Origin of the sequence: Nocardia sp. NPDC050406 (assembly GCF_044459025.1) — a bacterium.
GTDB lineage: Bacteria > Actinomycetota > Actinomycetes > Mycobacteriales > Mycobacteriaceae > Nocardia.
On sequence record NZ_JBITIM010000004.1, the window covers coordinates 622,588 to 645,642 of the forward strand.

Genomic DNA, 23,055 nt, shown 5'->3' on the forward strand with positions numbered 1-23,055 from the left:
ACCATGGCGACACCCCACGAACCCAAGCAGGACCGCAGCCGGGCTACCCGGCAGCGGCTGCTGGAGGCCACCATCGACTGCCTGGCCGAGATGGGCTGGGCGGCCGCGACGGTGGCCGTGGTGGCCGAACGCGCCGGGGTGTCGCGAGGTGCGGCGCAGCATCATTTCCCGACCCGTGAGGATCTGATCACCGCCGCGCTGGAGTACATGTTCGATACCCGGATGGCGCAGGCCAAATCCGAGGCCATGGCGCTCGGTGAGGTCGCCGAGGGCGCGGGCCGCACCCAGGCCGTGGTGACCTCGCTGGTGGAGTCCTATACGAGTCCGCTGTTCAAAGCGGCACTGCAGGTCTGGACGCATGCCGCCGCGGATCCGGCGCTGCGGGAGCGGGTGATGCCGCTGGAGGCGCGCTTCGGCCGGGTGTCGCACCGCATGGCGGTGGAGGCGTTGGGCGTCGACGATTCCGATCCGGTGGCGCATCACCTTGTACAGGCCACCTTGGACCTGGCCCGCGGGCTCGGGCTGGCCGATGTGCTCACCGATGATTCGTTGCGCCGCAAGGAGATCGTGCAGCAGTGGGCGGCCACGCTGCATGCGGCGCTGCATCCCGTCGCGTAGCGGATAATCACCAGCCGAAGATCTCGGCCATCTCGATCGAGTCGTCGTCCCAACGGTTCTCGATGACTTCCCGCTCCGGCGCGGGCAGGTCCGGGGACCAGCCGACGCGCCGCCAGAAGGCTTCGCGGTGGGTGTCGCTGAGCGGGAGCGGGCGCAGCGGAATGGGATCGGCCATGGCGGTATTCCCTGAACGCGGTGTGTTCGTGGTGAATTCAGCGTACGGCCCGACACGGACGTGAACGCCCGCTTCCGAGGGAAGCGGGCGTCTACGGGACTTGATGGGGCTACGCGGTTTTCGGCCGTGTCAGGTCGTACACCGTGACGCCGTCGATCTCCTGCGCGGTGAAGTTGTCCCGCACCCACCCGGTGATGGCGGAACTCTGGTTGGCGCTCGCACCTCCCGGGCCGCCGCGGTCGTTGCCCGCGAGGAAGTAGTGGATTCGGCCCTCCTCGACGTAGCGCTGGAACTGCTCCAGCGTGGGTGACGGGTCGCTGCCGTTGAACCCGCCGATCGGCATGACCGGCAGCTCGGTGGCGAGTTGGTATCCGGCCGCGCTGTTCGAGCTGACCGTGGCCGCGACCCAGGTGTAGGCGTCGCCGTCGCGCTCGAGCAGGGCGGTGAGCCGTTCGCTCGGCGTGCTCGCGCCCATGACACCGCCTCCCGGGCCGCCGAATACGACACGGCCGCGCTCGGCGGCGCTGTCGGTCGGTCCGCCCATGGGGCCTCCGCTGGGCGGAGCCCCTGCCCGCTGCCCGTCGCCGAAACCGCCGCCGACCTTCGGCCCCGCCGTCGGGATCGGGCCGGAATGCGCGCTGGCGAGGGTGTTCGCGGTATACGCGACGGGGCCCGCCAGGCCGACGACGAGTGCTGTGGCGGCGGCCGCGAGGGCTGTTCGCCGTCGTGGCAGCAGGATCAGCGCGGTGGCGACAATCCCGCCGACCAGCACGATCCACCGCAGCCACGGCACGAAGGACGCACTGCGGGAGAGCAGCATCCACGCGGTGGCGGTGGTCGCCGCGATGGCGAGGGCGAGACCGAGGCGAGCCAGCGCGCTACCGCGTTCGGCGAAAGCGCTGCGCCACAACAGGACCGCACCGGCACCGACCAGCGCCGCGACCGCCGGGGCCAGCGCCACCGTGTAGTACTGGTGGAAGATTCCCTTCATGAAGCTGAACACCAGCCCGGTGACGAGCAGCCAGCCGCCCCACAGGATGAGCGAGGCACGCTGCGGGTCGGTGCGGGACACTCTGCCGCGCATCATGATTCCCACCACCAGCAGGATCAGCGCGGCCGGAAGGAGCCAGGCGATCTGTCCGCCCTGAGCGGGCTCGAACAACCGGGTGAGGCCGGTGCTGCCCCACATGCCATTGCCACCGGCGGGTAGTTCGCCGCCGGGTCCGACGCTGCCGCTCTCGTTGCCGTTGAGGCGACCCAGGCCGTTGTATCCCAACGTCAGCTCGATAATCGAATTGTTTTGCGAACCACCGAAATACGGTCGATCATCGGCGGGCCAGAGTTGGGCGATCAGCACCCACCAGCCCGCGCCGACAATCATGCCCACGGCCGCCGCGACGAGTTGCGCGATGCGCTTGCCCAGTTTCGGCGGTCCGGCGATCAGGTAGGTCAGCGCCAGCGCGGGCACCACCAGCAGCACCTGCAATTGCTTTGCCAGGAAACCGAATCCGATGAACAGTCCGCAATAGACCAGCCAGCGGGTGCGACCGGAATCCACGGCGCGCAGCATGGTCCATGCCGCCGCGACCATGAGAAGCACCAGCATGGCGTCGGGATTGTCGAACCGGAACATCAGTGCCGCGACGGGTGTCACGGCCAGCGCGAACCCGGCGATCAGGCCCGCCGTGGCACCGAAGTGGGGGCGCACCGCCGCCCACAGCAGACCCACCGCGGCCACACCCATCAGCACCTGCGGCAGCAGCATGCTCCAGCTGTGCAGGCCGAACAGCCGCACCGAGATCTCCATGGGCCACAGCGCCGCCGGTGTCTTGTCGACAGTGATGGAATTCGCGGCATCGGAGGATCCGAAGAAGAACGCCTTCCACGACTGCGAACCCGCTTGTACCGCAGCGGCATAGAAGGAATTCCCCCAGCCGTTCGCGCTGAGATTCCACAGGTAGGCCGCCGCCGTGCCGATCAGCAGAACGGCCAGAGCGAGGTAGTTCCAACGGAATTCGCGCGACCGCGAGTGCCGAACCGCACTGGCGGGGCGAGCAGCGCGCAGGGTTGCCGTCATCGCACGCTCCCTTCCGAAGGCGCGGCCGGGGCATCACGGAACACCCAGCGCAGCCCCACGAACCGCAGAAGGGTCGCCAGCAGGTTGGCCGCCACCAGCACCAGCAGTTCCAGCCGCACCGAGGCCCCCGGAGCCCAGCGGTGCAGCGCGAACAGCGACCCACTGGTCAGCAGCAGGCCGAGACCGAAGATCAACAGCCCCTGAAAGTGGTGCGACACAGCGCGATCCCCGCCCCGCACCCCGAAGGTGAAGGCCCGATTGGCGGCGGTATTGCCGACGGCGGTAACGAGCAGCGCCAGGAAATTGGCCGCCTGCGCGCCGGTGACCGCCTGCAACAGCACGTACAGCACCAGGTACGCCAGCGTGGAGAGCACCCCGACAATGCCGAAGCGCACCAACTGTCCGACCATGCCCAGTGGCACGCCGTCCACCAGCGGTTCCCGCCCCACCGCGGCACGCAGGTCGTCGATCGGCAGGCGACCGGTGGCGAGCGCCCGCCCGATCCGCCAGATGCCGAGCAGATCCTTGCGCGCGGTGTCGACGATGTCCACCCGGCTGTCCGGATCGTCGATCCAGTCCACCGGCACCTCGTGAATGCGCAGCCCGGCGCGCTCGGCGATCACCAGCAGTTCGGTGTCGAAGAACCATTCACCGTCCTGCACCAGCGGTAGGACGGCCCGCGCGACCTCGGTGCGCATGGCCTTGAACCCGCACTGCGCGTCCGAGAACCGCGCCCGCAGCGAGGTCCGCAGAATCAGGTTGTAGCCGCGGGAGATGAACTCCCGCTTCGGTCCTCGCACCACCCGCGAAGCGGCGGACAACCGGGTGCCGATGGCCACCTCCGAATGACCGGAGACCAGCGGAGCGACCAGCGGCAGCAGCGCGTTCAGATCCGTGGACAGGTCCACGTCCATATACGCCACCACCCGCGCGTCGGAGGCCAGCCACACCTCGCGCAGCGCGCGGCCCCGCCCCTTGCGGTCCAGGTGGACCGCCCGGACGCCGCGCAGCTCCCGCGCCAGATGGTCGGCGATCAGCGGCGTGTTGTCGGTGGAGGCGTTGTCGGCGATGGTGATTCGCGCCGAGAACGGAAAGTGCTCATCCAGGAACTCCCGCAGCCGCGCCACACCCGGCCCGAGATCGTGCTCTTCGTTGTAGACGGGTACGACCACGTCGACAACGGGCGCGGTCACCGCCCCTGCGGATTCCGCCGCTCGAACGGCGGTCACTGTGTCGGTCATGACGACCAACGTCGAGCACCACGCTGGGCCGTCCCTGCGTCCCGGCTGGGAGGTTCCTGGGAGCTGTCAGCTCAGATCTGTTCGCCCAGCTCCAGAATGACGAATGGCATCGGCCGCTCGATCTTGGCCTGGTATTCGGCCAGCATGGGATTGTCGGCCAATGCCCATGCGGCGAACTCGTCGTAGTCCGCGCCTTCGAGCACCCGACCCGTGGCGCGGTAGGTCTTACCGCCCATCTCCACGGTCGCCTCGCTGTTGGCCTTCAGATTGAACCACCACGCCGGGTACTTGTCCTCGATGAACGAGCTCACGTAGATCGTCTCGCCGCGATGCAACGCGCCCAGCGGAACCGTGTGCCGCTTACCGCTTTTCGCGCCCGTGGTGGTCAGCAACAGCAGCGTCCCGCCCTCGTACGCGCCGCCGACCTTGCCGTCGTTGGCGCGGAACTCCTCGATGACGCCGTCGTTCCACCGGGCCATCTCGGCCTCGCTGAACTGCTGATTCCAGGGCGCGTTCGGATCGTCGTAGGAGGTGATCTCGTCGTTGTTCTGCTGGCCCGCAACCGGTTCGGAATCGCTCATCGACCCAGTATCCTCCCGACCACCGACAAAATCCGGCGCTGCGCACGGCGTGATCGTGCCGATTTCGCCGCTCAGGGCCGCTCGTGCAGTCGCCACAGCGGCGACACCGGACCGTGCCCCGCACCCAGGTCGTAGGAGGCTTGCAGGCAGCGCCGCGTCCACTCCTTGGCGAAGGCGAACGCGTCCGGCACCGAATACCCGTGCGCCAGCGCGCAGGCCAGCGCGGCGGCCAGGGTGTCGCCGCCGCCGTGGTCGTTGCCGGTGGCGATGCGGGTGGCGGTGATCTCGTGGAAGGTCTCGCCGTCGAAGAGCAGGTCCGGGCTGTCGGGCGCACCGCGCAGGTGCCCGCCCTTCACGATCGCCCAGCGCGGCCCGAGCGCGTGCAGCGCCTCGGCCGCCCGCCGCGCGGTCTTGTCGTCGACCACCTCGATACCGGTGATGAGCCGCACCTCGTCGAGATTCGGCGTGACAATGGTGGCCAGCGGAAACAGGGTGTAGCGCACGGCGTCGAGGGCCTCGGCGTGCAGCAGCGGATCGCCGTGCATGGAGGCGGCCACCGGATCCACGACGAGCGGAATATCCCCGTCGCGCCCGATGCCGACCTCCTGGCACACCCCCGCGACCGCTTCGATGATGCCGGTCGAGGCCAGCATGCCGGTCTTGGCCGCCCCGATACCGATATCGCCGACCACGGTTCGCACCTGATCGGCCACCACCTGCGGCGGAATCTCGTGAAAACCGCTGACGCCCAAGGTGTTCTGCACCGTCACCGCGGCCACCGCCACGCACGCGTGCACCCCGCACAGCGCCATGGTGCGGGTATCGGCCTGGATTCCGGCCCCACCGCCGGAGTCCGTCCCCGCGATCGTGAGGACGCGCACCGGCGTCGTGCCATTGGGGGTGAGGGGTAGCAGTTCCACGCCGCCGACCCTACCGCCCTGCGCGGACCCCGATATCGACTGTAAATGAAAACCGTTATCATTAAGTCGTGACTTCAGCCCAGCCCACCGCCCAGCTGCCCGTGACCGTGCTCTCCGGCTTCCTCGGGGCCGGTAAGACCACCCTGCTCAACCACATCCTGGCCAATCGCGACGGCCGCCGGGTGGCGGTGATCGTGAACGATATGAGCGAGGTGAACATCGACGCCGCGCTCGTCGCCGGACAGGGGCATCTGGACCGCACCGAGGAGAAGCTGGTCGAACTCACCAACGGCTGCATCTGCTGCACGCTGCGCGAGGACCTCATCGAATCGGTGGGCAAGCTCGCCCGGGAGGGCCGGTTCGATCAGTTGGTGATCGAGTCCACGGGCATCTCCGAGCCCATGCCGGTCGCCGCCACCTTCGAATGGGAATTCGAGGACGGTTTCACCCTCGGCGAGCTGGCGCGGCTCGACACCATGGTGACCGTGGTCGACGCCTCCACCTTCCTGCCCGAGGTGGTGCGCGGCGAGGCACTGGCCGACCGGAATCTGGAAGCGGCGCAAGGAGATACGCGAACCATCGCCGATCTGCTGATCGACCAGGTGGAGTTCGCCGACGTGCTGATCGTCTCCAAGTCCGATCTGGTGAGCGCCAACGCGCTCGGCACCGTGGAGGCCACCCTGCGGCGGCTCAATCCCAAGGCCAAGATCCTGCGCGCGGTGCAGGGGCGGGTGGAGCTCTCCGAGGTGCTCGACACCGGGCTGTTCGATCCCGACCTCGCGGCCGAGACCGCGGGCTGGGAGGAGGAGTTGGCGGGCGGGCACACCCCCGAGACCGAGGAGTACGGCATTCGCAGCCTCACCTACACCGCCGATCGGCCGTTCCATCCGCAGCGGCTCGACGCGGCGCTCGGTGAACTGCGAGGGTTGTTGCGCAGCAAGGGATTCTGCTGGATCGCCAGTCGTCCGGAGATGGTCGCCATCTGGTCGCAGGCGGGCCCGAACCTCACCTTCGAACCGGCCGCGTTCTGGTCGTCGCTGAACGAGGAGCCCGGCTCGGAGATCGTGTTCATCGGCGTGAAGCTGGACCGCGACCGGGTGCGCGGCCTGCTCGACGCAGCCCTGCTCACCGACGCCGAACTCGCCGCGGGACAGCGGGTCTGGGAGACCTACGCCGACCCCTTCCCGGCCTGGGGAGAGCTGCACGAGCACGCCTGAGACCCGACAAGGCCCGCATCTCTGTGAGGGGAGATGCGGGTCTTGGTCGTACTCGGTCAGTTCGACAGGGCGCGCACCGTCCGAATGTGCGCGGTGTCGTCGAGCTGCGCGAGCAGAAAGGCGGCGATATCGGCCCGGGAGATCTTCAGGCTGAGCCCCTTCTCGTTCGGCCCGAAATCGGTGCGGTAGACATCGGTGCGGGGGCCGTCGGTGAAGGCGCTGGGCCGCACGATGGTCCAGTCCAGATTGGACTTGCGGACGTACTCCTCCTGCACATTGTGGTCGGCCAGCGCCGGGCGCAGCAGCATGCCGAACAGGATGTACTTCCACAGGAAGTTGAGGTTGGCGTGGCTGTCGCCCGCGCCCAGCGTGGACTGGCAGATCAGCCGTTTCACGCCGTGCCGCTCCATGGCTCCGATCACCGCTTTGGTGCCCTCCGCCCGGACCACGCCCTTGCGTCCGGAGCCGAGGCAGACGATGACCGCGTCCTGGCCGATGACCGCCTGTTCGACGGCGGCCGGATCGAGGACATCGCCCACCACGACCCGCAACCGCTCGTGCGCGGTGCTGACATTCCCGGCATTGCGGGTGAAGGCGGTGACCTCGTGGCCGTCGGCGAGCGCCTGGGCGACGACCTTGCTGCCGAGGGTGCCGGTGGATCCGAAGACTGCGATTCGCATGATGTTCTCCTTGTGCTGAATTCCCTTGGGAACTTGATGAATTCAGTACATCAACCGCGGCGTCGGGGAACCATCGTCGTGCGTCTCGCGGACATGCGCGAGGGTCGCGGCACCCGGCCGCGACCCTCGGCGCGTATCAGCGGTACTGCCCGAAGAACTCGGTGATCTCGGTCGACATCAGATCGGGCGCGACGTGGTGCAGGTAGTGCGTGAACACGTCGTGGGTCCGCCACGACACGATGTTGTGATCGCGATCGGCGAACCGGCGAATGCCGTGGAAATCGCCGGTCGACCCGCACAGCGCCATCGGCACGGTGGTCGGCTCGGTCGCGTGCTCGGCCTGCGCCTTCTCGAAGTAGTGCCGAATGGCCGAACCCGCGGTGCCGGTGAACCAGTGGATCGCGATATTGGTCAGCACGAATTCGTCGTCCAGGTCCGGGCCCAGCAGCTGGCCGTTCCAGCCGACCAGCCCGGTCGGCGAATCCATCAGCGCGTGCGCCAGCGTCTGCGGCTGCTGCGACTGGAGCACATTGAAGCCCATCTTGTTCTTGACGAACCAGTCCAGGGTGGCCAGCGACCGCTGCTCGTCGGCGGTCAGGTCCGTCATCTCCGTCGGATCGCCCGAAGGGAACGAATACACCTGCGCCACATGCGATCCCACCAGATGCTCGGGATCGACCCGACCCAGCTCCGCGGAGATCTGCGAGCCGCCGTCGTTGCCGACCGCGCCGTACTTTCGGTAGCCCAGCCGCGCCATGAGTTCGGCCCACGCCTTGGCGATGCGATTGTCGTTCCAGCCGGATTCGGTGGTGACACCGGAGAATCCGTAACCGGGCACCGACGGGATGACCAGGTCGTATCCGGCCGTCGTGAGCGGCTCGATGACATCCAGGAATTCCACGAAGGTCCCCGGCCAGCCGTGCGTCAGGATGAGCGGAAAGGCGTTGTCGCGCTCGGACTTCACGTGCAGGAAGTGAATGTCCTGACCGTCGATCTCGGTCTTGAACTGCGGGTAGGCGTTCAGCCGCGCCTCGACCTTGCGCCAGTCGAAGCCGCCCTGCCAGAACTCCACCAGCTGCCGCACCCGGTCCACGCTCACGCCGTAGGTGTCGCCGGAGCCGGGAATCTGATCGGCCCAGCGGGTGCGGGCCAGCCGCTCCTGGAGATCGTCCAGGTCGGCCTGCGGGATCTCGATGCGGAAGGGGCGGATGGCGTTGGCGTTCATGTCTAGCTCCTCGATTCGGAACGGAATGTTTCGTTCTGTTTGAAGAGTAGCAGAACGGAACATTCCGTTTCAAGTGCTATGCTGAAATCATGCCGGAAACCGCTGAAACCCCAGTTCAACGTCCTCTCGCCGGACGCAAGGCCCAGGCCGCCCGCAATGACGAGCGCATTCTCGAGGCCGCCCGCGAGGTCTTCCTCGCCGATGCCGCCGCCCCGATCGCCGCCGTCGCCGAGCGCGCGGGGGTGGGCATCAGCGCGCTGTATCGCCGCTATCCGAGCAAGGAGGCGCTACTGCGCACGCTCTGCCACGACGGCCTGCGCCGCTACAACACCGAAGCCGAAGCGGCGCTGCGGGATTCGGACGGCTGGCGGGTGCTGGTGGACTTCCTGGAGCGGGTGGTGGATGCCGATGTGCACTCGCTGACGGTGCATCTGGCGGGCACCTTCACGCCGGATCCGTCGATGATGCCCGATGTCGTGCGCTCCGCGGAGCTGACCGACGAGATCGTTCGGCGCGCCAGCGCGTCGGGGCGGCTGCGCGAAGGCGTCACCACCGCGGACCTCGGCCTGATTCTCGAGGCGTGCGCGGCCATCACCCTGCCCGACGGTACCCGCAGTGCGCAGCTGCGCCGCCGTATTCTCGCCATGCTCGTGGATGGTCTCGCCACCTCGGGAAAACTGCCCGGCCCGGCCCCCGAGCCGGGCGAGTTCGCGCATCGGTGGCAGCCGCGCCGGTGAGGTGAGCGCCGCGCAACATTCGCGCGCGCCAGCCCGACAGTCAGTACACGATCGAAATATGGACCCGGGCAGGCGTGTGGCCCGCACCGATGGGTGCGGGCCACACGTGCCGATCGGGTGTTACGACACCACGGGCAGGTACACCTGCTTGCCCGTCGCCGCGAACTCCGCGGACTTCTCGGCCATACCGGCCTCGATGGCGGCCACATCGGTGAGGCCCTGCTTCTCCGCGTACTCGCGCACATCCGCCGAGATACGCATGGAACAGAACTTCGGACCGCACATGGAGCAGAAGTGCGCGGTCTTGGCGGGCTCCGCGGGCAGCGTCTCGTCGTGGTACTCGCGCGCGGTATCCGGGTCGAGGGACAGCGCGAACTGGTCCTTCCAGCGGAATTCGAAGCGCGCCTTGGACAGTTCGTTGTCCCGCTCCTGCGCCCGGGGATGCTGCTTGGCGAGATCGGCGGAGTGGGCGGCGATCTTGTAGGTGATGACGCCGACCTTCACGTCATCGCGATTGGGCAGGCCCAGATGCTCCTTGGGCGTGACGTAGCAGAGCATGGCGGTGCCCGCCTGCGCGATGATGGCCGCGCCGATGGCCGAGGTGATGTGGTCGTAGGCGGGGGCGATATCGGTGGCGAGCGGGCCCAGGGTGTAGAACGGGGCCTCCTCGCACAGCTCCTCCTCGAGCCGCACGTTCTCCACGATCTTGTGCATGGGCACATGGCCCGGGCCCTCGATCATCACCTGCACGCCATGGGATTTCGCGATCTTGGTGAGCTCGCCCAGGGTGCGCAGCTCGGCGAACTGGGCCTCGTCGTTGGCATCGGCGATGGAGCCCGGACGCAGGCCGTCGCCGAGGGAGAACGTGATGTCGTACTCGGCGAGAATCTCGCACAGCTCCGCGAAATTCGTGTACAGGAACGACTCCTGGTGATGCGCCAGGCACCACGCCGCCATGATGGATCCGCCGCGCGAGACGATGCCGGTGACGCGCTTGGCGGTCAGCGGGATGTAGCGCAGCAGCACGCCCGCGTGCACGGTCATGTAGTCCACGCCCTGCTCGGCCTGTTCGATGACGGTGTCGCGGTAGATTTCCCAGGTGAGCTGGGTGGGATCGCCGTTCACCTTCTCCAGGGCCTGGTAGATCGGCACGGTGCCGACCGGGACGGGGGAGTTGCGCAGAATCCACTCGCGGGTCTCGTGGATGTTCTTGCCGGTGGACAGGTCCATGATGGTGTCCGCGCCCCAGCGGGTGGCCCACACCATCTTCTCCACCTCCTCGGCGATGGAGGAGGTGACCGCGGAATTGCCGATATTGGCGTTGATCTTCACCGCGAACTTCTTGCCGATGATCATCGGCTCGGATTCGGGGTGGTTGTGGTTGGCCGGGATCACCGCGCGACCCGCGGCGACCTCGTCGCGCACCAGCTCGGGCGAAACCCCTTCGCGCGCGGCGATATAGCGCATCTCGTTGGTGATGATGCCCGCCCGCGCCCAGTGCAGCTGGGTGCGCGGGCCCGGGATATCCGGCTTGGCCCACTCGTCGCGCAGCTTCGGCAGCCCCGCCTCGACATCGATCACCGCGTTGGCGTCGGTGTAGGGGCCGGAGGTGTCGTAGACGTCGAAGTGGTCGCCATTGGTGAGATTGATGCGGCGCACCGGGATTCGCAGCGTCGTGCCATCGGCCTCGACCTGCTCGTAGTGCTTCTCACTGCCTTCGATGGGACCGGTAGTCACGGTGTCGACGGGTGCGGCCTTGTCGGCGGCGCCGTTTGTGGACACGACACGATCAGGTGACATTGGAATCCTCCCTACGCCGGAATTACCCGGACAGGTTCATACGGTCGACGGCCCACTAGCCGTCCTCTCAGCCCGCTGGTGCGAGCCCCCGTTGGCATGCGAATAGATAACGCAGCCGACCATACCGGGTCCGCGCGGATCGCGACGCGAGACCGCTACGGGCGGCGGATACCCGCGTGCCCCGATCGCTCCGGTTGCGATCGGGGCACGCGGCACAGGGTCTGAGTGAGAAGGTTTCTCAGCGCTCCTGCGGGCCGATGGGGACGCCCAATGCGCCGAAGGTGGCATTGAGGTTGATCTCGGTCTGCATGAGGATGTCGTTCAGGTCGAAGAACATCGACAGGTGGTTCTCGGTCTGGCAGCCCACCGGGGTGCCCGCGCCGGGCGCCATGCGGCTCTTGATCCAATTGAACGCATCGCCCATGCCCAGGGTCGGCAGGGTCAGGTGCTCACTGAGATGGTCGCGTTTGTAGAGCACCGACGTGCCGCCCGCACACCACTTCGTCACCAGCTCGTCATTGTCGAAAACCGGGACGGCCTCGTCGAAGACGCCCTGGTAGAGCATGATCGGAATGGTCGGCGCGGTCTTGCCGAGCACGGTCGCGTCGAAGACCTCGCGAATCTCCGGCAGCGCCAGGAAATCTTTGATGGGAATGGTCAGCAAGCGCTGGTAGTCGATGAACATCATGGTCAGCGCATTGCGCGGCAGACACTGACCATTGGTGCGGTTCATCAGCGCCTTGCCCTCGTCGGTGAGGTAGCGCTCGGTGGTCTCGGCGAATTTCGGGTACGCGTTCTGCAGTGATGCCATGCCGATGCCGATGAGGCTCGAGAACATCGAGCCGTTCAGGTGCAGCAGTGACTCCACATCCGAGACCGGTGCGCCGATGGCGGCACCCTTGATATTCAGCTCCGGGGCGTAGGTCGGCTGCATTTCCGCCGCCCAGCCGCTGGCCATACCGCCACCGGAATAGCCCCACATGGACACCGGCGTATTCGCGCCGTCCAGGCCGAGGGGTTCGAACCGCTCGGCGGCGCGAATGCTGTCCAGAATCATGTAGCCGGGTTCCTTGGCGACCGCGAGATGCCCGTCCAGGCCCTCGTAGTCGGGCACATTGATGGCGTAGCCCTGGCTGATGGAGGCCGCCAACTCCAGGTACTCGACATTGGAGTGGATGCCCTCCACCCCGGCCAGACCGCCGCCCTGCTGCAACATGAACGAGGGTGCGCAGTGCGGTGCGGCGCTGTCGTAGAAGAAGTGGTGCGATACCAGCGGACGGCTGCGAGAAGTATTGGCCCCCATGGGAACCGCCACCGTGGTGGCCGCGACCGTCGGATTGTCGAACAGGTCGGTGGTGCGATACAGCAACTGCCAGGCGCGAACTCGCACCGGCAGCACCGTCAATACCGCCAGCTGCACTTCGCGGCTGCGCAGAATATCGCCCGGCGCGGCGGATTCGAAGCCCGCGGGCGCTTGATAGAACGGGTCCACATCCACCGGCTGTGGCGCCGCCGTCGCGGTCGGCGCGGTACTGCCGAGCAGTACCGCGGCACTCATTGCCAGTGCCGCCGAGAGCGCGGCCGACGTCCAGCGTCGCCACCCCCCTCGGCGGCGATCCCCATTGATCCCTGCCACGTCTGTTCCCTTCCTCATCGACGTGACAGCGATTACAACACGGTATCCTGTTGTCAACAAGAGACCTTTTTGAAAATGACGCAGCTAAGGTTCACCCATGACCCGCAGCAAATCCGCCGCGCGGCCCGAACACACCCCCGCTCGGCGTCGGATTCGTGGCCTGGACGCCGACGAGCGCAGTGCCCAGCGCCGCCGACAACTGCTCGCCTCGGCCACCGAACTCTTTGCCCGGCAAAGCTATTCGGGGACCTCGATCGAGCAGATCTGCCAGCACGCCTATGTCGGCACCAAGGGCTTCTACGACCATTTCGAGAGCAAGGAAGCCTGCTACGTCGCGTTGCTGGAACAGATCACGGTGCAGTTCCAGCAACGGGTGGCGGAGGTGGCGGCGGAGTCCGCCGGGCTGGAGTGGCGCGAGCGGCTGCGCGCCGTGGTGTCGGCCTTCGTGCACGCCATCGCCGACGACGCGCGCCTGGCGAAGGTGACCTTCGGTGAGGCGGGCGGTATCTCACCCGCGGTGGAGAAGCAGCGGCGCGGCAATCGCCGGTGGGCCGCCGCCTTCCTCAACACCCAGTGGCCGACCCCCGACCCCGACGAAAGACGCGGTCTGGCAGTGAGTTTGGCCGCCATCGGCGGCATGTTCGAACTCGTCGCCGATTGGCTGCACCATCACGACGACGGCGAGGCCCCCGATTCGGTGGAGACGCTGACCGAGGATCTCACCCACTATCTGCTGGTCGTGGAGCTCGGCCGCCGGGCCATCACCGAATCCTGATCACCTCGCCGCGCCGACCTTCTCCGAATCCGGTGCGGCGGTGGGCTCCTCGGTCGGAGCCTCCTCAAAGCCGATGCGCTTGTGCAGTGCCACCAGCGGTTTCGGGGCCCACCAGTTGGCGGTGCTCATCAGCCGCATGAGGGCGGGGGCGAGCAGGCCGCGAATAATGGTGGCGTCGGCGATGACCGCCAAGGCCAGGCCGATGCCGAACAGCTTCATGGCGGCCACCTGCGAGGTGGCCACGGCCAGCAGCACCACCGCCATCAAACCCGCGGCGGCGGTGAAGATTCGACCGGTGCGGGCGACGCCGAGCGCCACCGAGCGGGTATTGGCCGCGCTGCTGCGATCCGAGGCCAGCCACTCCTCGCGAATCCGGGAGAGCAGGAAGACCTCGTAGTCCATGGACATGCCGAAGGCCAGGCAGAACATGAGGATCGGCATGAACATGTCGATGGTGCCGGTCGGCGTGAAGCCCAGCACGCCGGAGAGGTGGCCGTCCTGGAAGATCCAGATCATGGCCCCGAAGGTGGCGCAGACCGAGAGCAGGTTCAGCAGCAGCGCCTTGATCGGCAACACCACGCTGCCGGTGAACAGGAACAGCAGCAACAGCGTGATGACCGCGATGAGGGCCAGCGCCACCGGCAACCGCTCCTTCACGGTGTCCATGGTGTCCTCGTCCAGGGCCGCCGCCCCGCCGAACAGCACCGGGCCGGGGGCGGCCACCTCGCGCAGCGCGGCCAACTGTTCCTTGCCCGCCACCGAGGACGGTGCGAGCTTGGTGCCGACGGACAGATACGTCCCGGCCGGTCCGGCCATCTCGGCGACCCCGGCCGCCTGCTTGACCTCATTGCCGTAGACGCCCGCGCTGGACAGCACCGCCGGGACGTCGCCGACCTTGGACAGCGCCTTCGCGTACGCCTCGATCTCGCTCGCCGAGCCTTGGAATTCGGGCAGCACCACGACGATGCTGGAGGCCATATCGGCGGTGAAGTCCTCGCGCAGCGCGTCGCCGACCTGGCGACTGGAGGCGAAATCGCCGATCACGCGATCGTCCGGGCTGCCGAATTGCGCCGACAGGAACGGGGATCCGAGCCCGAGCAGCAGGGCGGTGGACGCGATGGCCACCGGTGCGGGATGGCGCATGACCCAGGTGACCAGGCGGTACCAGCCGCTGTCCTCGGCCCGCACCGGCTTGGGCTCGCCGCGGCCGAGCATGCGCCGCAACGGTTTACGCAGATCCAGGGCATTCACTCGATCGCCGAGCAGCATGAGCGCGGCGGGCAGCAGCACCACGGACGCGCCGACCGCCGCCAGCACCACGGCCACGCCCGCGAAGGCGAAGGATTTGAAGAACGGCTGCGGGAACACCGCGAGCGCGGCCAGCGCCAGGGCCACCGTCAGGCCGGAGAACACGACCGTGCGGCCCGCCGTCTGCACCGAACGCAGAACGGCGGCGTGGGTATCGCGCCCCTGTTCCTTCTCCTCGCGGTAGCGGCTGACGATGAACAGGCTGTAGTCGATGGCCAGGGCCAGGCCGAGCGCGCTGGTCATGTTCAGCGCGAAGATCGACACCTCCATGACCGTGGTGAGCGCGCGCAGAATGCCCAGGGTGGCGGCGATGGCGAACAGGCCCACCCCGATGGGCAGCGCCGCGGCCACCAGACTGCCGAAGACCAGCACCAGCAGCAGACCCGAGATCGGAATCGCGATGGCCTCGGCCAAAATCAGATCCTTCTCGACCTGATGGTTGATATCGGCGAAGGTGCCCGCCATACCGCCGACGCGCACCTGGACGCCGTCGTAGTCGCCGGTGAGGTCCGCGCTGATCTGGGCGGCGCGATTCTGCACCTCGGTATCGGTGCCGAGCAGGGTGGCCAGGATGAGGCCGCGCTGGCTGTCCTTGCTGCGCAGCGCCGTCGCCAGATCGCCGCGGGCGGTGACGGTGTCCCAGTACGACCGCACGCCGGTGACGTCGGCGTCGTCGCCCAGGTCGTCGGTGATGTGCCGGGCGGCGGCGCGCGCCTGCGGACTGTTCACCCCGCCGTCGGCGGAGACCATGATGACCAGATTCGGATTGCCGCCCGGGAAATTGTCCTCGATGAAGTCGTCGGCCCGCACGGCCTCCAACTCGTCGGTCAGGTAGCCGCCACCGACCATATGGGATTTCACCGTCGCGCCGACCCCGCCGCAGATGATCATCAGCAACAGCGCGGCCACCAGCACGGCGCGCGGGCGCGCCATGGCGAAGCGGGCGAGATTGGTCAACATTGACGCACTACCCTCCGAGTTCTCCGATCTCGGAACGGTAGCTGTCCAGATCCCGCGTCAGCGATGGACAGTGACCATGGTCATGGCCATGCGAAACAGCTATCGGTCGGCGACTGCGGCGTCAGTAGCGCGCGGGTGCGATGACGCCGCGCACCTCGCCCAATGTGATCCGTCCGCCCGATGCGGTGGGCGCGGTCGCGGTGATCACCACCTCGTCGCCGTCCTCCAGGTACGTGCGTTTGGCCTCGCCCACCTCGAGGGGTTCGGTCCCGCCCCAACTCAATTCCAGCAGCGAGCCGCGCTCTTCGCGCTCGGGGCCGGAGACCGTGCCGGAGGCGAACAGGTCGCCCGTGCGCGTCGACGCCCCGTTCACGGTCATATGGGCGAGCATCTGCGCGGGGGACCAGTACATGCGCGAGTACGGGGGCGTCGCGACCAGGTGCCCGTTCCACTCGACGCGCAGGGTGATGTCCAGACCCCACGGGGCCCGGTCCTGGAGGTACGGCAGCGGTGGCGGGTCCTGGTCCGGCAGCGGAATTCTGGCCTCCCGCAAGGCATCCAGCGGCGTCACCCAGGCCGAGAGCGAGGTCAGGAAGGATTTGCCCAGGAACGGGCCGAGCGGCTGCGCCTCCCAGGCCTGGATATCGCGGGCCGACCAGTCGTTGACCAAGGCCACGCCGAACACGTGGTCGGCGAACTCGCCGGTGCCCACGGGCTCACCCCGCACCGAGCCCGCGCCGACCACGAAACCGAGTTCGGCCTCGATGTCCAGGCGCTGACTCGGACCGAAATCCGGTGTACCCGAGGCGGTTCGACGCTGACCGCAGGGTCGGATCACCTCGGTGCCGGAGACCACCACCGTTCCCGCGCGACCGTGGTAGCCCACCGGCAGATGCCGCCAATTCGGCAGCAGCGGTTCGGCATCCGGCCGGAATATGCGCCCGGCATTGGTGGCGTGGTCGAGGCTGGCGTAGAAGTCGACGTAGTCGGCCACCTCGATGGGCAGTCGCAGCTCGACGGCACTGACGGCATGCACCGCGGCGGCCGGGAATTCGCCGTCCGCCGCCGCCTGGAGGCGCTGGCGCACCTCGCTCCAGATACCCGGACCCTGTGCCATGAAGGCATTGAGGCTGGGTTGGGCGAACATCGGATCGTCCAGTGCCACAGCCAGATCCACGATGCTGTCGCCGAGCCGCGCGCCGACCCGGGGCTGCTCACCCGCCGGGCTGAACACACAGTACGGCAGGTGTTCGGGACCGAACCCGGACTCGGCCGGAATATCGATCCGCACTCGACTGCTCACTCACGTACCCCCGGTCCACGACCCGACCATGTCCACGCGTATTCGGGATCCTCGCAGGCCAACGCACCCTCACCGAGACCCAACGGCTTGAAGGTATCAACCATCACCGCCAGTTCGTCGAAGAATTCGATTCCTATGCTGCGTTCGTAGGCTCCCGGCTGCGGGCCGTGCGCGTAACCGCCCGGATGCACCGACACCGAACCCTGCGATATCCCGGATCCCTTGCGCGCCTCGTAGTTTCCGCCGCAGTAGAACATGATCTCGTCGGAGTCCACATTGGAGTGGTAGTAGGGCACCGGAATCGACAGCGGGTGGTAGTCGACCTTGCGCGGCACGAAATTGCAGACCACGAAATTGCTGCCCTCGAAGGCCTGGTGCACCGGCGGGGGCTGGTGCACGCGACCGGTGATCGGCTCGAAATCCGCGATATCGAAGGCGAAGGGGTACAGGCAGCCGTCCCAGCCCACCACATCGAAAGGGTGTGTGGCATAGACCATTCGGGTGCTGACCACCTCACCGGCGGGGCGGTGCTTCACCAGCACCTCCACATCGGATCCCTCGGCTTGCAGCGGCTCGGCCGGACCGTGCAGATCCCGTTCGCAGTAGGGCGCGTGCTCGAGCAGCTGGCCGAACCGCGACAGGTAGCGCTTCGGCGGCGTGATGTGCCCCGAGGCCTCGATGATGTAGGCGCGCAACGGTTCCGGGCCCTCGGGCAGCCAGCGGTGCGTGGTGGCGCGTGGCAGCAGCACCTGATGCCCCTGATGGACGCGCAGCTCGCCGAAGACCGTCTCCACCCGGGCGTTGCCGGATTCGATGTACACCAACTCGTCGCCGATGGCATTGCGATACAGCGGCGAGGGCCGCGCGGCGACCACGTAGGAGATGCGCACATCGGCGTTGCCGAGCAGCAGCCGTCGGCCCCGCACGACATCGGTCGTGGCGGGCCGGTCGCCCGGGAAGAGCTCGTGCAGCTTCAGATGTCGGTGTTGGAGTGGATGATTCGGGAAGGTCCGCTGATCCGGCACCACCCACACCTCGGAGTCGACGATCGCCGGTGGCAAGCCGCGGTGGTAGAGCAGTGAGGAATCGCCGGAGAATCCCTCTTCGCCCATGAGCTCCTCGTAGTAGAGGTTGCCCTGGGCGTCACGGTGTTGCGTGTGCCGCTTGGGCGGCACCGATCCCACCTGTCGATAGAACGCCATGATTCGGCCTCCCGTCAGACTGCTGGTCCGACAGCCCCGCCATATATCGTAGCCACGGAATCGTGGTTCGCGTGGCAGATCGACTCGCCCGAACTATGCGATTTGTGCATCTGCGTTGGATTTTCGTTGTGCTTCAGCCGAGGTGATCCGAACAACAGCGACAGAAAGAGCAGGGTCAATGGCGACCTTCCTGGACGAGCAGGGCGTACAGTTTCCGCTGGTCGACGGCGTACGGGCCTCCAGCCCCGCCGGTCGGGCCATTCTCGCCGAGGCGGTGGGGGCCGCCGATCCGGCGCTGGCCGCCCGCATCGCGAAGACGCGGTCCTGGCGCACCGACTACATCGAGCACTATGTCGCGGCGACGGCGCTGGGGGTGCGCGGCCCCGCCGAGACCCTGCGCACGGCGGCCGCCGGACTCGAGGCCGTGCACCGGCTACTGCGCTACCGCCACAACGGCCTGGAACACGCGCTCGCCGATATCGTCTGGACCGAAACGCCCACCGCCAAGGCCGTCACCATTCTCGGTGACAACCAGCCCGCCGCCGCGCTGTCGGTGCCGTATCGCGGCACTCACCTCTGCGGTGCGGCCCTGCGGGATCAGCTGCGGCGCTGGCACGACCGGGGCGTGGTGGAGTCGGGCTTCGTCACCGCCATCGAGCGCGCCATCGCCGATCCGACACTGCTGCGTGTGCCCGGCCGCCAGGTGGCCCTGCTCGGAGCGGCGGCCGAAATGGGGCCGCTGGAGCCGTTGTGCGAATGGGGCGCGGATATTCTCGCCATCGACGTTCCGATTCCCGCCGTCGCCGACCGGATAGCCGAAACCGCAAGGCGTGGAGCAGGTTCGGTGACGGTCCCGCAGCTCGACGGGGCCTTCGCGGCCAGTGCCGTCGCCCGCTTCGCCGGTGCCATCGAGGCCACCGCCACCGGCCTGGATATCGCCACCCGCGCACCCGAGGTGGCCGCGTGGCTGCTCGCGCAGGCCGCGCCCGACAAGGATCTGGTGCTCGGCATGTACGGGTACTCCGACGGCGCACGGCATGTCGCGCTCACGGCCGCCGCCGATGCCATTGCCGTGCGACTGCTCGAGCAGCGACCGGGGACGGCGCTGGCGTATCTGAGCACCCCGACCGATGCCTACCTGGTACCGGGGTCCGTGGTGGCCGAGGCGCATCGGCGCTGGGACGAACGCGGCCGCGCGCTCGGTGCGATGCACGGCGGTCTGCGTCTCGGCAGCGCTGGAAACCTGTGCCGCCGTGGCTATTCCGAGCAGCACACCGCCGCCGACGGCGCCCGGTGGGGTGTCGCCGACATGCTGCTGCCGATGCAGGGGCCGAACTACGCCCTCGCCAAGCGGATTCAGCGCTGGCGCGGACTCACCGCGGCCGCGGCCGGAAATCCGGTGTCGCTCAATGTCGCTCCGGCGTCGTGGACGCGGTCGGTCACCAGGAATCGGGTCTTCGACTACGCGTACTCGGGGGCGGGCCGCTTCGGGATCGAGGTGTTCCCGGCGCAGACGGCGCGCTATCTCATGGCGGCCAAACTGGCCGTGGACCTCGCCGACGCGGATCGTCTCCCGTCCGAGCATCCGGAGGCGCTGCTCTACGCCGATGCCAATCACGGGGGATTCTGGCGGCAGCCCTTCGATCCGAAATCGGTGCTGCCGTTGGCCGCGCTGCTCGGCGCCGCCGGGCTGCGGCGGGATCAGACTCGGGCGCGCTTGAACCTCTAGCTCAGGCGTGGCGCAGCGCGCGGTAGACCGCCGCGCCGACGAACTCGCCGAGATTGTCCGGATTCCAATCGCCTTCGCCGGTGAGCAGGGTGCGCACCGCACCCTCTCCGGCGGAGACCCACAGCTCCACCAGCGCGGGCAGTTTGTGCTCCGCGTCCACGGTGCCCCAGGCCCGCAGTGTCGGGCGTAGTCGCAGGGTGCAGCGCTCCATGGCCAGTTGTCGCCCGCGTCCGAACGAATCGGCCACGGCGGGATCGGGATTGCCGTACAACAGACGCCAGGTGACCGGACGGGCGGCCACCGTGTGCAGGAGGGCGCGGAAGCCCTCGACGAAGACGGCCTCATCGGCCTCGACGCGGCGGCGGGGGAGGGCGTCCAGAATGCCGCTGAGCAGGTAGTCCTCCTCGCGGCGGATGAGGGACTCGATGAGTTCCACGCGATCGGCGAAACAGGCGTACACCACCGGCCGGGTCACCTTCATGCGATCCGCGACCGCGGCGATGGTGACGGCCGCTATGCCGTTCTCCACGGCGATCTCCAGTGCGGTGTCGAGCACCTGGGGCCGACGGCGTTCGGGCCCGAGGTGCTGTGCGCGCTGTCGCGGCCGTACAGCCGATTCGGTACCCATGGTCACCGACGATAGCAGCGCGTTCGCCCGCGTGATCGGCTGGTCACAGGGATTCACACGATCGTTTCCTACGGCCGTGAAGGATAATGCTACATTCACGCATGAAATCGCCAGGACAGTCCCGCGCCGCACCGTGCCCGCACCCGGCGGCCGCGGTGCGCGGGTCCGAGGAGCCCAGAGATGACCGAAACCCTGTTCAACCCCAAGACCTGCGAATTCGCCGAATTCGACCCCGAGACCCGCCGCCTGCTGCGGGCCACCGTGGACTGGTTCGAGCGCAAGGGCAAGGTGCGCTTGCTCGCCGACAGCCGCGACCGCGTCTGGTACTCCGACTTCCTGGATTTCGTGAAGAGCGAGAAGCTCTTCGCCATCTTCCTGACCCCCGCCGCGCAGGCCGGTGGCGATCCGGACAAGCGCTGGGACACCGCCCGCATCGCCATGATGTCCAAGATCCTGGGCTTCTACGGCATGCAGTACTGGTACGTCTGGCAGGTCACCATCCTGGGGCTCGGGCCGATCTGGCAGAGCCGCAACGAGGCCGCCAAGGCCCGCGCCGCCGCCGCGCTCGACTCCGGTGAGATCTTCGCTTTCGGCCTCTCCGAACAGGCGCACGGCGCGGATATCTACTCCACCGATATGGTCCTCGAGCCGAAGCCGGGCGGCGGCTACACCGCCACCGGCGGCAAGTACTACATCGGCAATGGCAATGCGGCCGCGATGGTTTCGGTCTTCGGTCGCCGCGCCGACAAGCCGATCATCGACTCCGCCGACTTCCTGCGGAAGATGACCGACGAGGAGTACTCGGGCTATCTGTTCTTCGCCGCCGACTCCCGGCACCAGAACTACCAGCTGCGCAAGAACGTGGTCGACTCCCAGATGTACGTCGCCGCTTTCGATCTCGACGAGTACCCGGTGGCCGAGGAGGACATTCTGCACACCGGGCGCGAGGCGTTCGACGCCGCCATGAACACCGTCAATGTCGGCAAGTTCAATCTCGGATTCGGCGCGGTCGGCGCGTGCGAGCACGCCATGTACGAGGCCGTCACCCATGCCGAGAACCGAATCCTGTTCGGGCACAGGGTGACCGAGTTCCCGCAGGTGCGCGCACTGCTGGCCGACAACTACGCCCGGCTGGTCGGCATGAAGCTCTACAGCGAGCGCGCCATCGACTACATGCGTTCGGCCAACGACGACGACCGGCGCTATCTGCTGTTCAACGCCATCGAGAAGATGTCGGTGACCCGGCAGGGGCAGCGCCTCTACGAGGACACCGCCGATGTCATCGCCGCGCGCGGCTTCGAGAACGACATGTATTTCCCCATGGCCATGATCGGCATGTTCGGACTGCCGCGCCTGGAGGGCACGGTGCACGTGAACCTCGCGCTCTCGCTGAAGTTCATGCCCGCCTACATGTTCCATCCGGCCGACGCCGGGCTGGCGGCGCTGCGCTACCTGCCGGGCACGGCCATCGCGCCGCAGGGCGCCGTGCGCGCCGTCTCCGGGGCGCTGAGCTGGGCCAGCCGCCGGGCGGCCGCACCCGCCGCCAAGGCCGTGCCCAAGCTGAAGGCCGAATTCGCCCGCGCCGCGCACGCTTCCGTGCCCACCCGCCGCGACGCCGCCGACGACGAATTCCTGTTCCGCCAGGGGCCGAGCAAGGGGCTGGGCAAGATTCGCTTCGCCGACTGGCGGCCCATCTTCGAGCAGTACTCGCACATTCCGAATGTGGCGGTCTTCCTGGAGCAGGCGCAGGCCTTCCAGACGCTCCTGGCCGCGGCCACCCCGACCGCCGAGCAGCAGGAGGACGTGGACTTCCTGTTCGCGCTCGGCGAGCTGTTCACGATGGTGCCCTACGCCCAGCTGATCCTGGAGCAGGCGGCCATCGAGGGCACCGAGGCCGCAGTGCTCGATCAGCTCTTCGACCTGTTTGTGCGCGATTTCTCAAAACATGCCGTCACGCTCAATGGCAAACCTTCGGCTACCAAGGCGCAGCAGGTGCGATCGCTGGATCTCGTCCGCCGCCCGGTGGCCGACCCGAAGCGGTTCGAGCAGGTGCTTGGTCGGGTCCGCGCGCTGGCTGGAGCTTATGTCATGAACCCCTAGAACCTGTTCCGTAGAGCCCGCTATCTTCCGGCGGACCGGGTCCGGCCCCCTATGCGCCCAGTTGCACAAGCACCTACGCTTGCGTAACCGGACAAACGTACGGCAACCTCCAGTTATTCGATCATCAATGGCTTAGGAGGCCG

General features: G+C 67.7%; 19 protein-coding genes and 1 riboswitch. Of the genes, 6 read left to right on the forward strand and 13 right to left on the reverse strand.

What is annotated here, in order from left to right:
* Window positions 1-3 precede the first annotated feature (3 nt).
* On the forward strand, window positions 4-618 hold the full coding sequence (locus ACIBH2_RS31550) for a TetR/AcrR family transcriptional regulator (protein ID WP_397124115.1): 615 nt from the start codon (window positions 4-6) through the stop codon (window positions 616-618).
* Window positions 619-625: 7 nt separating this feature from the next.
* On the opposite strand, the gene ACIBH2_RS31555 is transcribed toward ACIBH2_RS31550, so the two are convergent.
* The 5 genes from ACIBH2_RS31555 to thiD all read right to left on the reverse strand — a co-directional run bounded on the left by ACIBH2_RS31555 (window position 626) and on the right by thiD (window position 5,612).
* Entirely contained in the window at window positions 626-793 is a 168-nt protein-coding gene (locus ACIBH2_RS31555) for a hypothetical protein (protein ID WP_397124118.1), read from the reverse strand.
* Between the two features lie 109 nt (window positions 794-902).
* The gene (locus tag ACIBH2_RS31560; RefSeq protein WP_397124120.1) at window positions 903-2,870 is read right to left on the reverse strand and encodes an ArnT family glycosyltransferase; all 1,968 of its coding nucleotides are present in this window, start codon (window positions 2,868-2,870) and stop codon (window positions 903-905) included.
* Entirely contained in the window at window positions 2,867-4,111 is a 1,245-nt protein-coding gene (locus tag ACIBH2_RS31565) for a glycosyltransferase (RefSeq protein ID WP_397124123.1), read from the reverse strand. The genes ACIBH2_RS31560 and ACIBH2_RS31565 overlap by 4 nt, the downstream gene beginning before the upstream one ends.
* Before the next feature lie 71 nt (window positions 4,112-4,182).
* Window positions 4,183-4,692: a nitroreductase/quinone reductase family protein gene (locus tag ACIBH2_RS31570; RefSeq protein WP_397124125.1), complete on the reverse strand. Its 510-nt coding sequence runs from the start codon at window positions 4,690-4,692 to the stop codon at window positions 4,183-4,185.
* A 71-nt stretch (window positions 4,693-4,763) separates the two neighbouring features.
* The gene (gene thiD, locus ACIBH2_RS31575) at window positions 4,764-5,612 is read right to left on the reverse strand and encodes a bifunctional hydroxymethylpyrimidine kinase/phosphomethylpyrimidine kinase (protein ID WP_397124128.1); all 849 of its coding nucleotides are present in this window, start codon (window positions 5,610-5,612) and stop codon (window positions 4,764-4,766) included.
* Between the two features lie 68 nt (window positions 5,613-5,680).
* Between thiD and ACIBH2_RS31580 the strand changes: the two genes are divergently transcribed.
* On the forward strand, window positions 5,681-6,829 hold the full coding sequence (locus ACIBH2_RS31580) for a GTP-binding protein (RefSeq protein ID WP_397124130.1): 1,149 nt from the start codon (window positions 5,681-5,683) through the stop codon (window positions 6,827-6,829).
* A gap of 56 nt (window positions 6,830-6,885) precedes the next feature.
* Here the strand turns inward: ACIBH2_RS31580 and ACIBH2_RS31585 are convergent, their stop codons facing one another.
* On the reverse strand, window positions 6,886-7,509 hold the full coding sequence (locus ACIBH2_RS31585) for an NAD(P)-dependent oxidoreductase (protein WP_397124133.1): 624 nt from the start codon (window positions 7,507-7,509) through the stop codon (window positions 6,886-6,888).
* A gap of 136 nt (window positions 7,510-7,645) precedes the next feature.
* Window positions 7,646-8,734, reverse strand: coding sequence for an epoxide hydrolase family protein (locus ACIBH2_RS31590; RefSeq protein ID WP_397124135.1), 1,089 nt, complete (start codon window positions 8,732-8,734; stop codon window positions 7,646-7,648).
* Between the two features lie 89 nt (window positions 8,735-8,823).
* Between ACIBH2_RS31590 and ACIBH2_RS31595 the strand changes: the two genes are divergently transcribed.
* Window positions 8,824-9,471, forward strand: coding sequence for a TetR/AcrR family transcriptional regulator (locus ACIBH2_RS31595; protein WP_397124137.1), 648 nt, complete (start codon window positions 8,824-8,826; stop codon window positions 9,469-9,471).
* Window positions 9,472-9,591: 120 nt separating this feature from the next.
* Here the strand turns inward: ACIBH2_RS31595 and thiC are convergent, their stop codons facing one another.
* Together thiC and ACIBH2_RS31605 are read right to left on the reverse strand one after the other, a co-directional pair.
* Window positions 9,592-11,253: a phosphomethylpyrimidine synthase ThiC gene (gene thiC / locus ACIBH2_RS31600; RefSeq protein ID WP_397124139.1), complete on the reverse strand. Its 1,662-nt coding sequence runs from the start codon at window positions 11,251-11,253 to the stop codon at window positions 9,592-9,594.
* A gap of 9 nt (window positions 11,254-11,262) precedes the next feature.
* Window positions 11,263-11,373, reverse strand: a riboswitch (TPP riboswitch).
* A gap of 136 nt (window positions 11,374-11,509) precedes the next feature.
* Complete coding sequence (locus ACIBH2_RS31605) at window positions 11,510-12,907, reverse strand: lipase family protein (protein WP_397124141.1); 1,398 nt, start codon at window positions 12,905-12,907, stop codon at window positions 11,510-11,512.
* A 97-nt stretch (window positions 12,908-13,004) separates the two neighbouring features.
* Here ACIBH2_RS31605 and ACIBH2_RS31610 point away from each other — a divergent pair, with 97 nt between their 5' ends.
* The gene (locus tag ACIBH2_RS31610; RefSeq protein WP_397124143.1) at window positions 13,005-13,682 is read left to right on the forward strand and encodes a TetR/AcrR family transcriptional regulator; all 678 of its coding nucleotides are present in this window, start codon (window positions 13,005-13,007) and stop codon (window positions 13,680-13,682) included.
* Here ACIBH2_RS31610 and ACIBH2_RS31615 read toward each other — a convergent pair whose 3' ends face one another.
* The 3 genes from ACIBH2_RS31615 to ACIBH2_RS31625 all read right to left on the reverse strand — a co-directional run bounded on the left by ACIBH2_RS31615 (window position 13,683) and on the right by ACIBH2_RS31625 (window position 18,455).
* Entirely contained in the window at window positions 13,683-15,950 is a 2,268-nt protein-coding gene (locus ACIBH2_RS31615; RefSeq protein WP_397124145.1) for an MMPL family transporter, read from the reverse strand. It lies immediately after the preceding gene.
* A 121-nt stretch (window positions 15,951-16,071) separates the two neighbouring features.
* Entirely contained in the window at window positions 16,072-17,253 is a 1,182-nt protein-coding gene (fahA, locus tag ACIBH2_RS31620) for a fumarylacetoacetase (protein WP_397124147.1), read from the reverse strand.
* Window positions 17,250-18,455 carry a homogentisate 1,2-dioxygenase gene (locus ACIBH2_RS31625; RefSeq protein ID WP_397124149.1) on the reverse strand — a complete coding sequence of 402 codons (1,206 nt, stop codon included), beginning with the start codon at window positions 18,453-18,455 and terminating at the stop codon, window positions 17,250-17,252. The genes fahA and ACIBH2_RS31625 overlap by 4 nt, the downstream gene beginning before the upstream one ends.
* 178 nt (window positions 18,456-18,633) lie before the next feature.
* On the opposite strand from ACIBH2_RS31625, the gene ACIBH2_RS31630 reads away from it, so the two are divergent.
* Complete coding sequence (locus tag ACIBH2_RS31630) at window positions 18,634-20,184, forward strand: hypothetical protein (RefSeq protein ID WP_397124151.1); 1,551 nt, start codon at window positions 18,634-18,636, stop codon at window positions 20,182-20,184.
* Between the two features lies 1 nt (window position 20,185).
* Here the strand turns inward: ACIBH2_RS31630 and ACIBH2_RS31635 are convergent, their stop codons facing one another.
* Window positions 20,186-20,812, reverse strand: coding sequence for a TetR/AcrR family transcriptional regulator (locus tag ACIBH2_RS31635; RefSeq protein WP_397124153.1), 627 nt, complete (start codon window positions 20,810-20,812; stop codon window positions 20,186-20,188).
* Window positions 20,813-20,992: 180 nt separating this feature from the next.
* Here ACIBH2_RS31635 and ACIBH2_RS31640 point away from each other — a divergent pair, with 180 nt between their 5' ends.
* Window positions 20,993-22,912: an acyl-CoA dehydrogenase family protein gene (locus ACIBH2_RS31640; RefSeq protein ID WP_397124155.1), complete on the forward strand. Its 1,920-nt coding sequence runs from the start codon at window positions 20,993-20,995 to the stop codon at window positions 22,910-22,912.
* Window positions 22,913-23,055 lie beyond the last annotated feature (143 nt).

Excerpts from the sequence above, each read along its gene's own strand:
- ACIBH2_RS31550 (WP_397124115.1), top strand. The coding sequence starts at position 4 with ATGGCGACACCCCACGAACCCAAGCAGGACCGCAGCCGGGCTACCCGG.
- ACIBH2_RS31555 (WP_397124118.1), bottom strand. The coding sequence starts at position 793 with ATGGCCGATCCCATTCCGCTGCGCCCGCTCCCGCTCAGCGACACCCAC.
- ACIBH2_RS31560 (WP_397124120.1), bottom strand. The coding sequence starts at position 2,870 with ATGACGGCAACCCTGCGCGCTGCTCGCCCCGCCAGTGCGGTTCGGCAC.
- ACIBH2_RS31565 (WP_397124123.1), bottom strand. The coding sequence starts at position 4,111 with ATGACCGACACAGTGACCGCCGTTCGAGCGGCGGAATCCGCAGGGGCG.
- ACIBH2_RS31570 (WP_397124125.1), bottom strand. The coding sequence starts at position 4,692 with ATGAGCGATTCCGAACCGGTTGCGGGCCAGCAGAACAACGACGAGATC.
- ACIBH2_RS31585 (WP_397124133.1), bottom strand. The coding sequence starts at position 7,509 with ATGCGAATCGCAGTCTTCGGATCCACCGGCACCCTCGGCAGCAAGGTC.
- ACIBH2_RS31590 (WP_397124135.1), bottom strand. The coding sequence starts at position 8,734 with ATGAACGCCAACGCCATCCGCCCCTTCCGCATCGAGATCCCGCAGGCC.
- ACIBH2_RS31595 (WP_397124137.1), top strand. The coding sequence starts at position 8,824 with ATGCCGGAAACCGCTGAAACCCCAGTTCAACGTCCTCTCGCCGGACGC.
- ACIBH2_RS31610 (WP_397124143.1), top strand. The coding sequence starts at position 13,005 with ATGACCCGCAGCAAATCCGCCGCGCGGCCCGAACACACCCCCGCTCGG.
- ACIBH2_RS31615 (WP_397124145.1), bottom strand. The coding sequence starts at position 15,950 with ATGTTGACCAATCTCGCCCGCTTCGCCATGGCGCGCCCGCGCGCCGTG.
- ACIBH2_RS31625 (WP_397124149.1), bottom strand. The coding sequence starts at position 18,455 with ATGGCGTTCTATCGACAGGTGGGATCGGTGCCGCCCAAGCGGCACACG.
- ACIBH2_RS31630 (WP_397124151.1), top strand. The coding sequence starts at position 18,634 with ATGGCGACCTTCCTGGACGAGCAGGGCGTACAGTTTCCGCTGGTCGAC.
- ACIBH2_RS31635 (WP_397124153.1), bottom strand. The coding sequence starts at position 20,812 with ATGGGTACCGAATCGGCTGTACGGCCGCGACAGCGCGCACAGCACCTC.
- ACIBH2_RS31640 (WP_397124155.1), top strand. The coding sequence starts at position 20,993 with ATGACCGAAACCCTGTTCAACCCCAAGACCTGCGAATTCGCCGAATTC.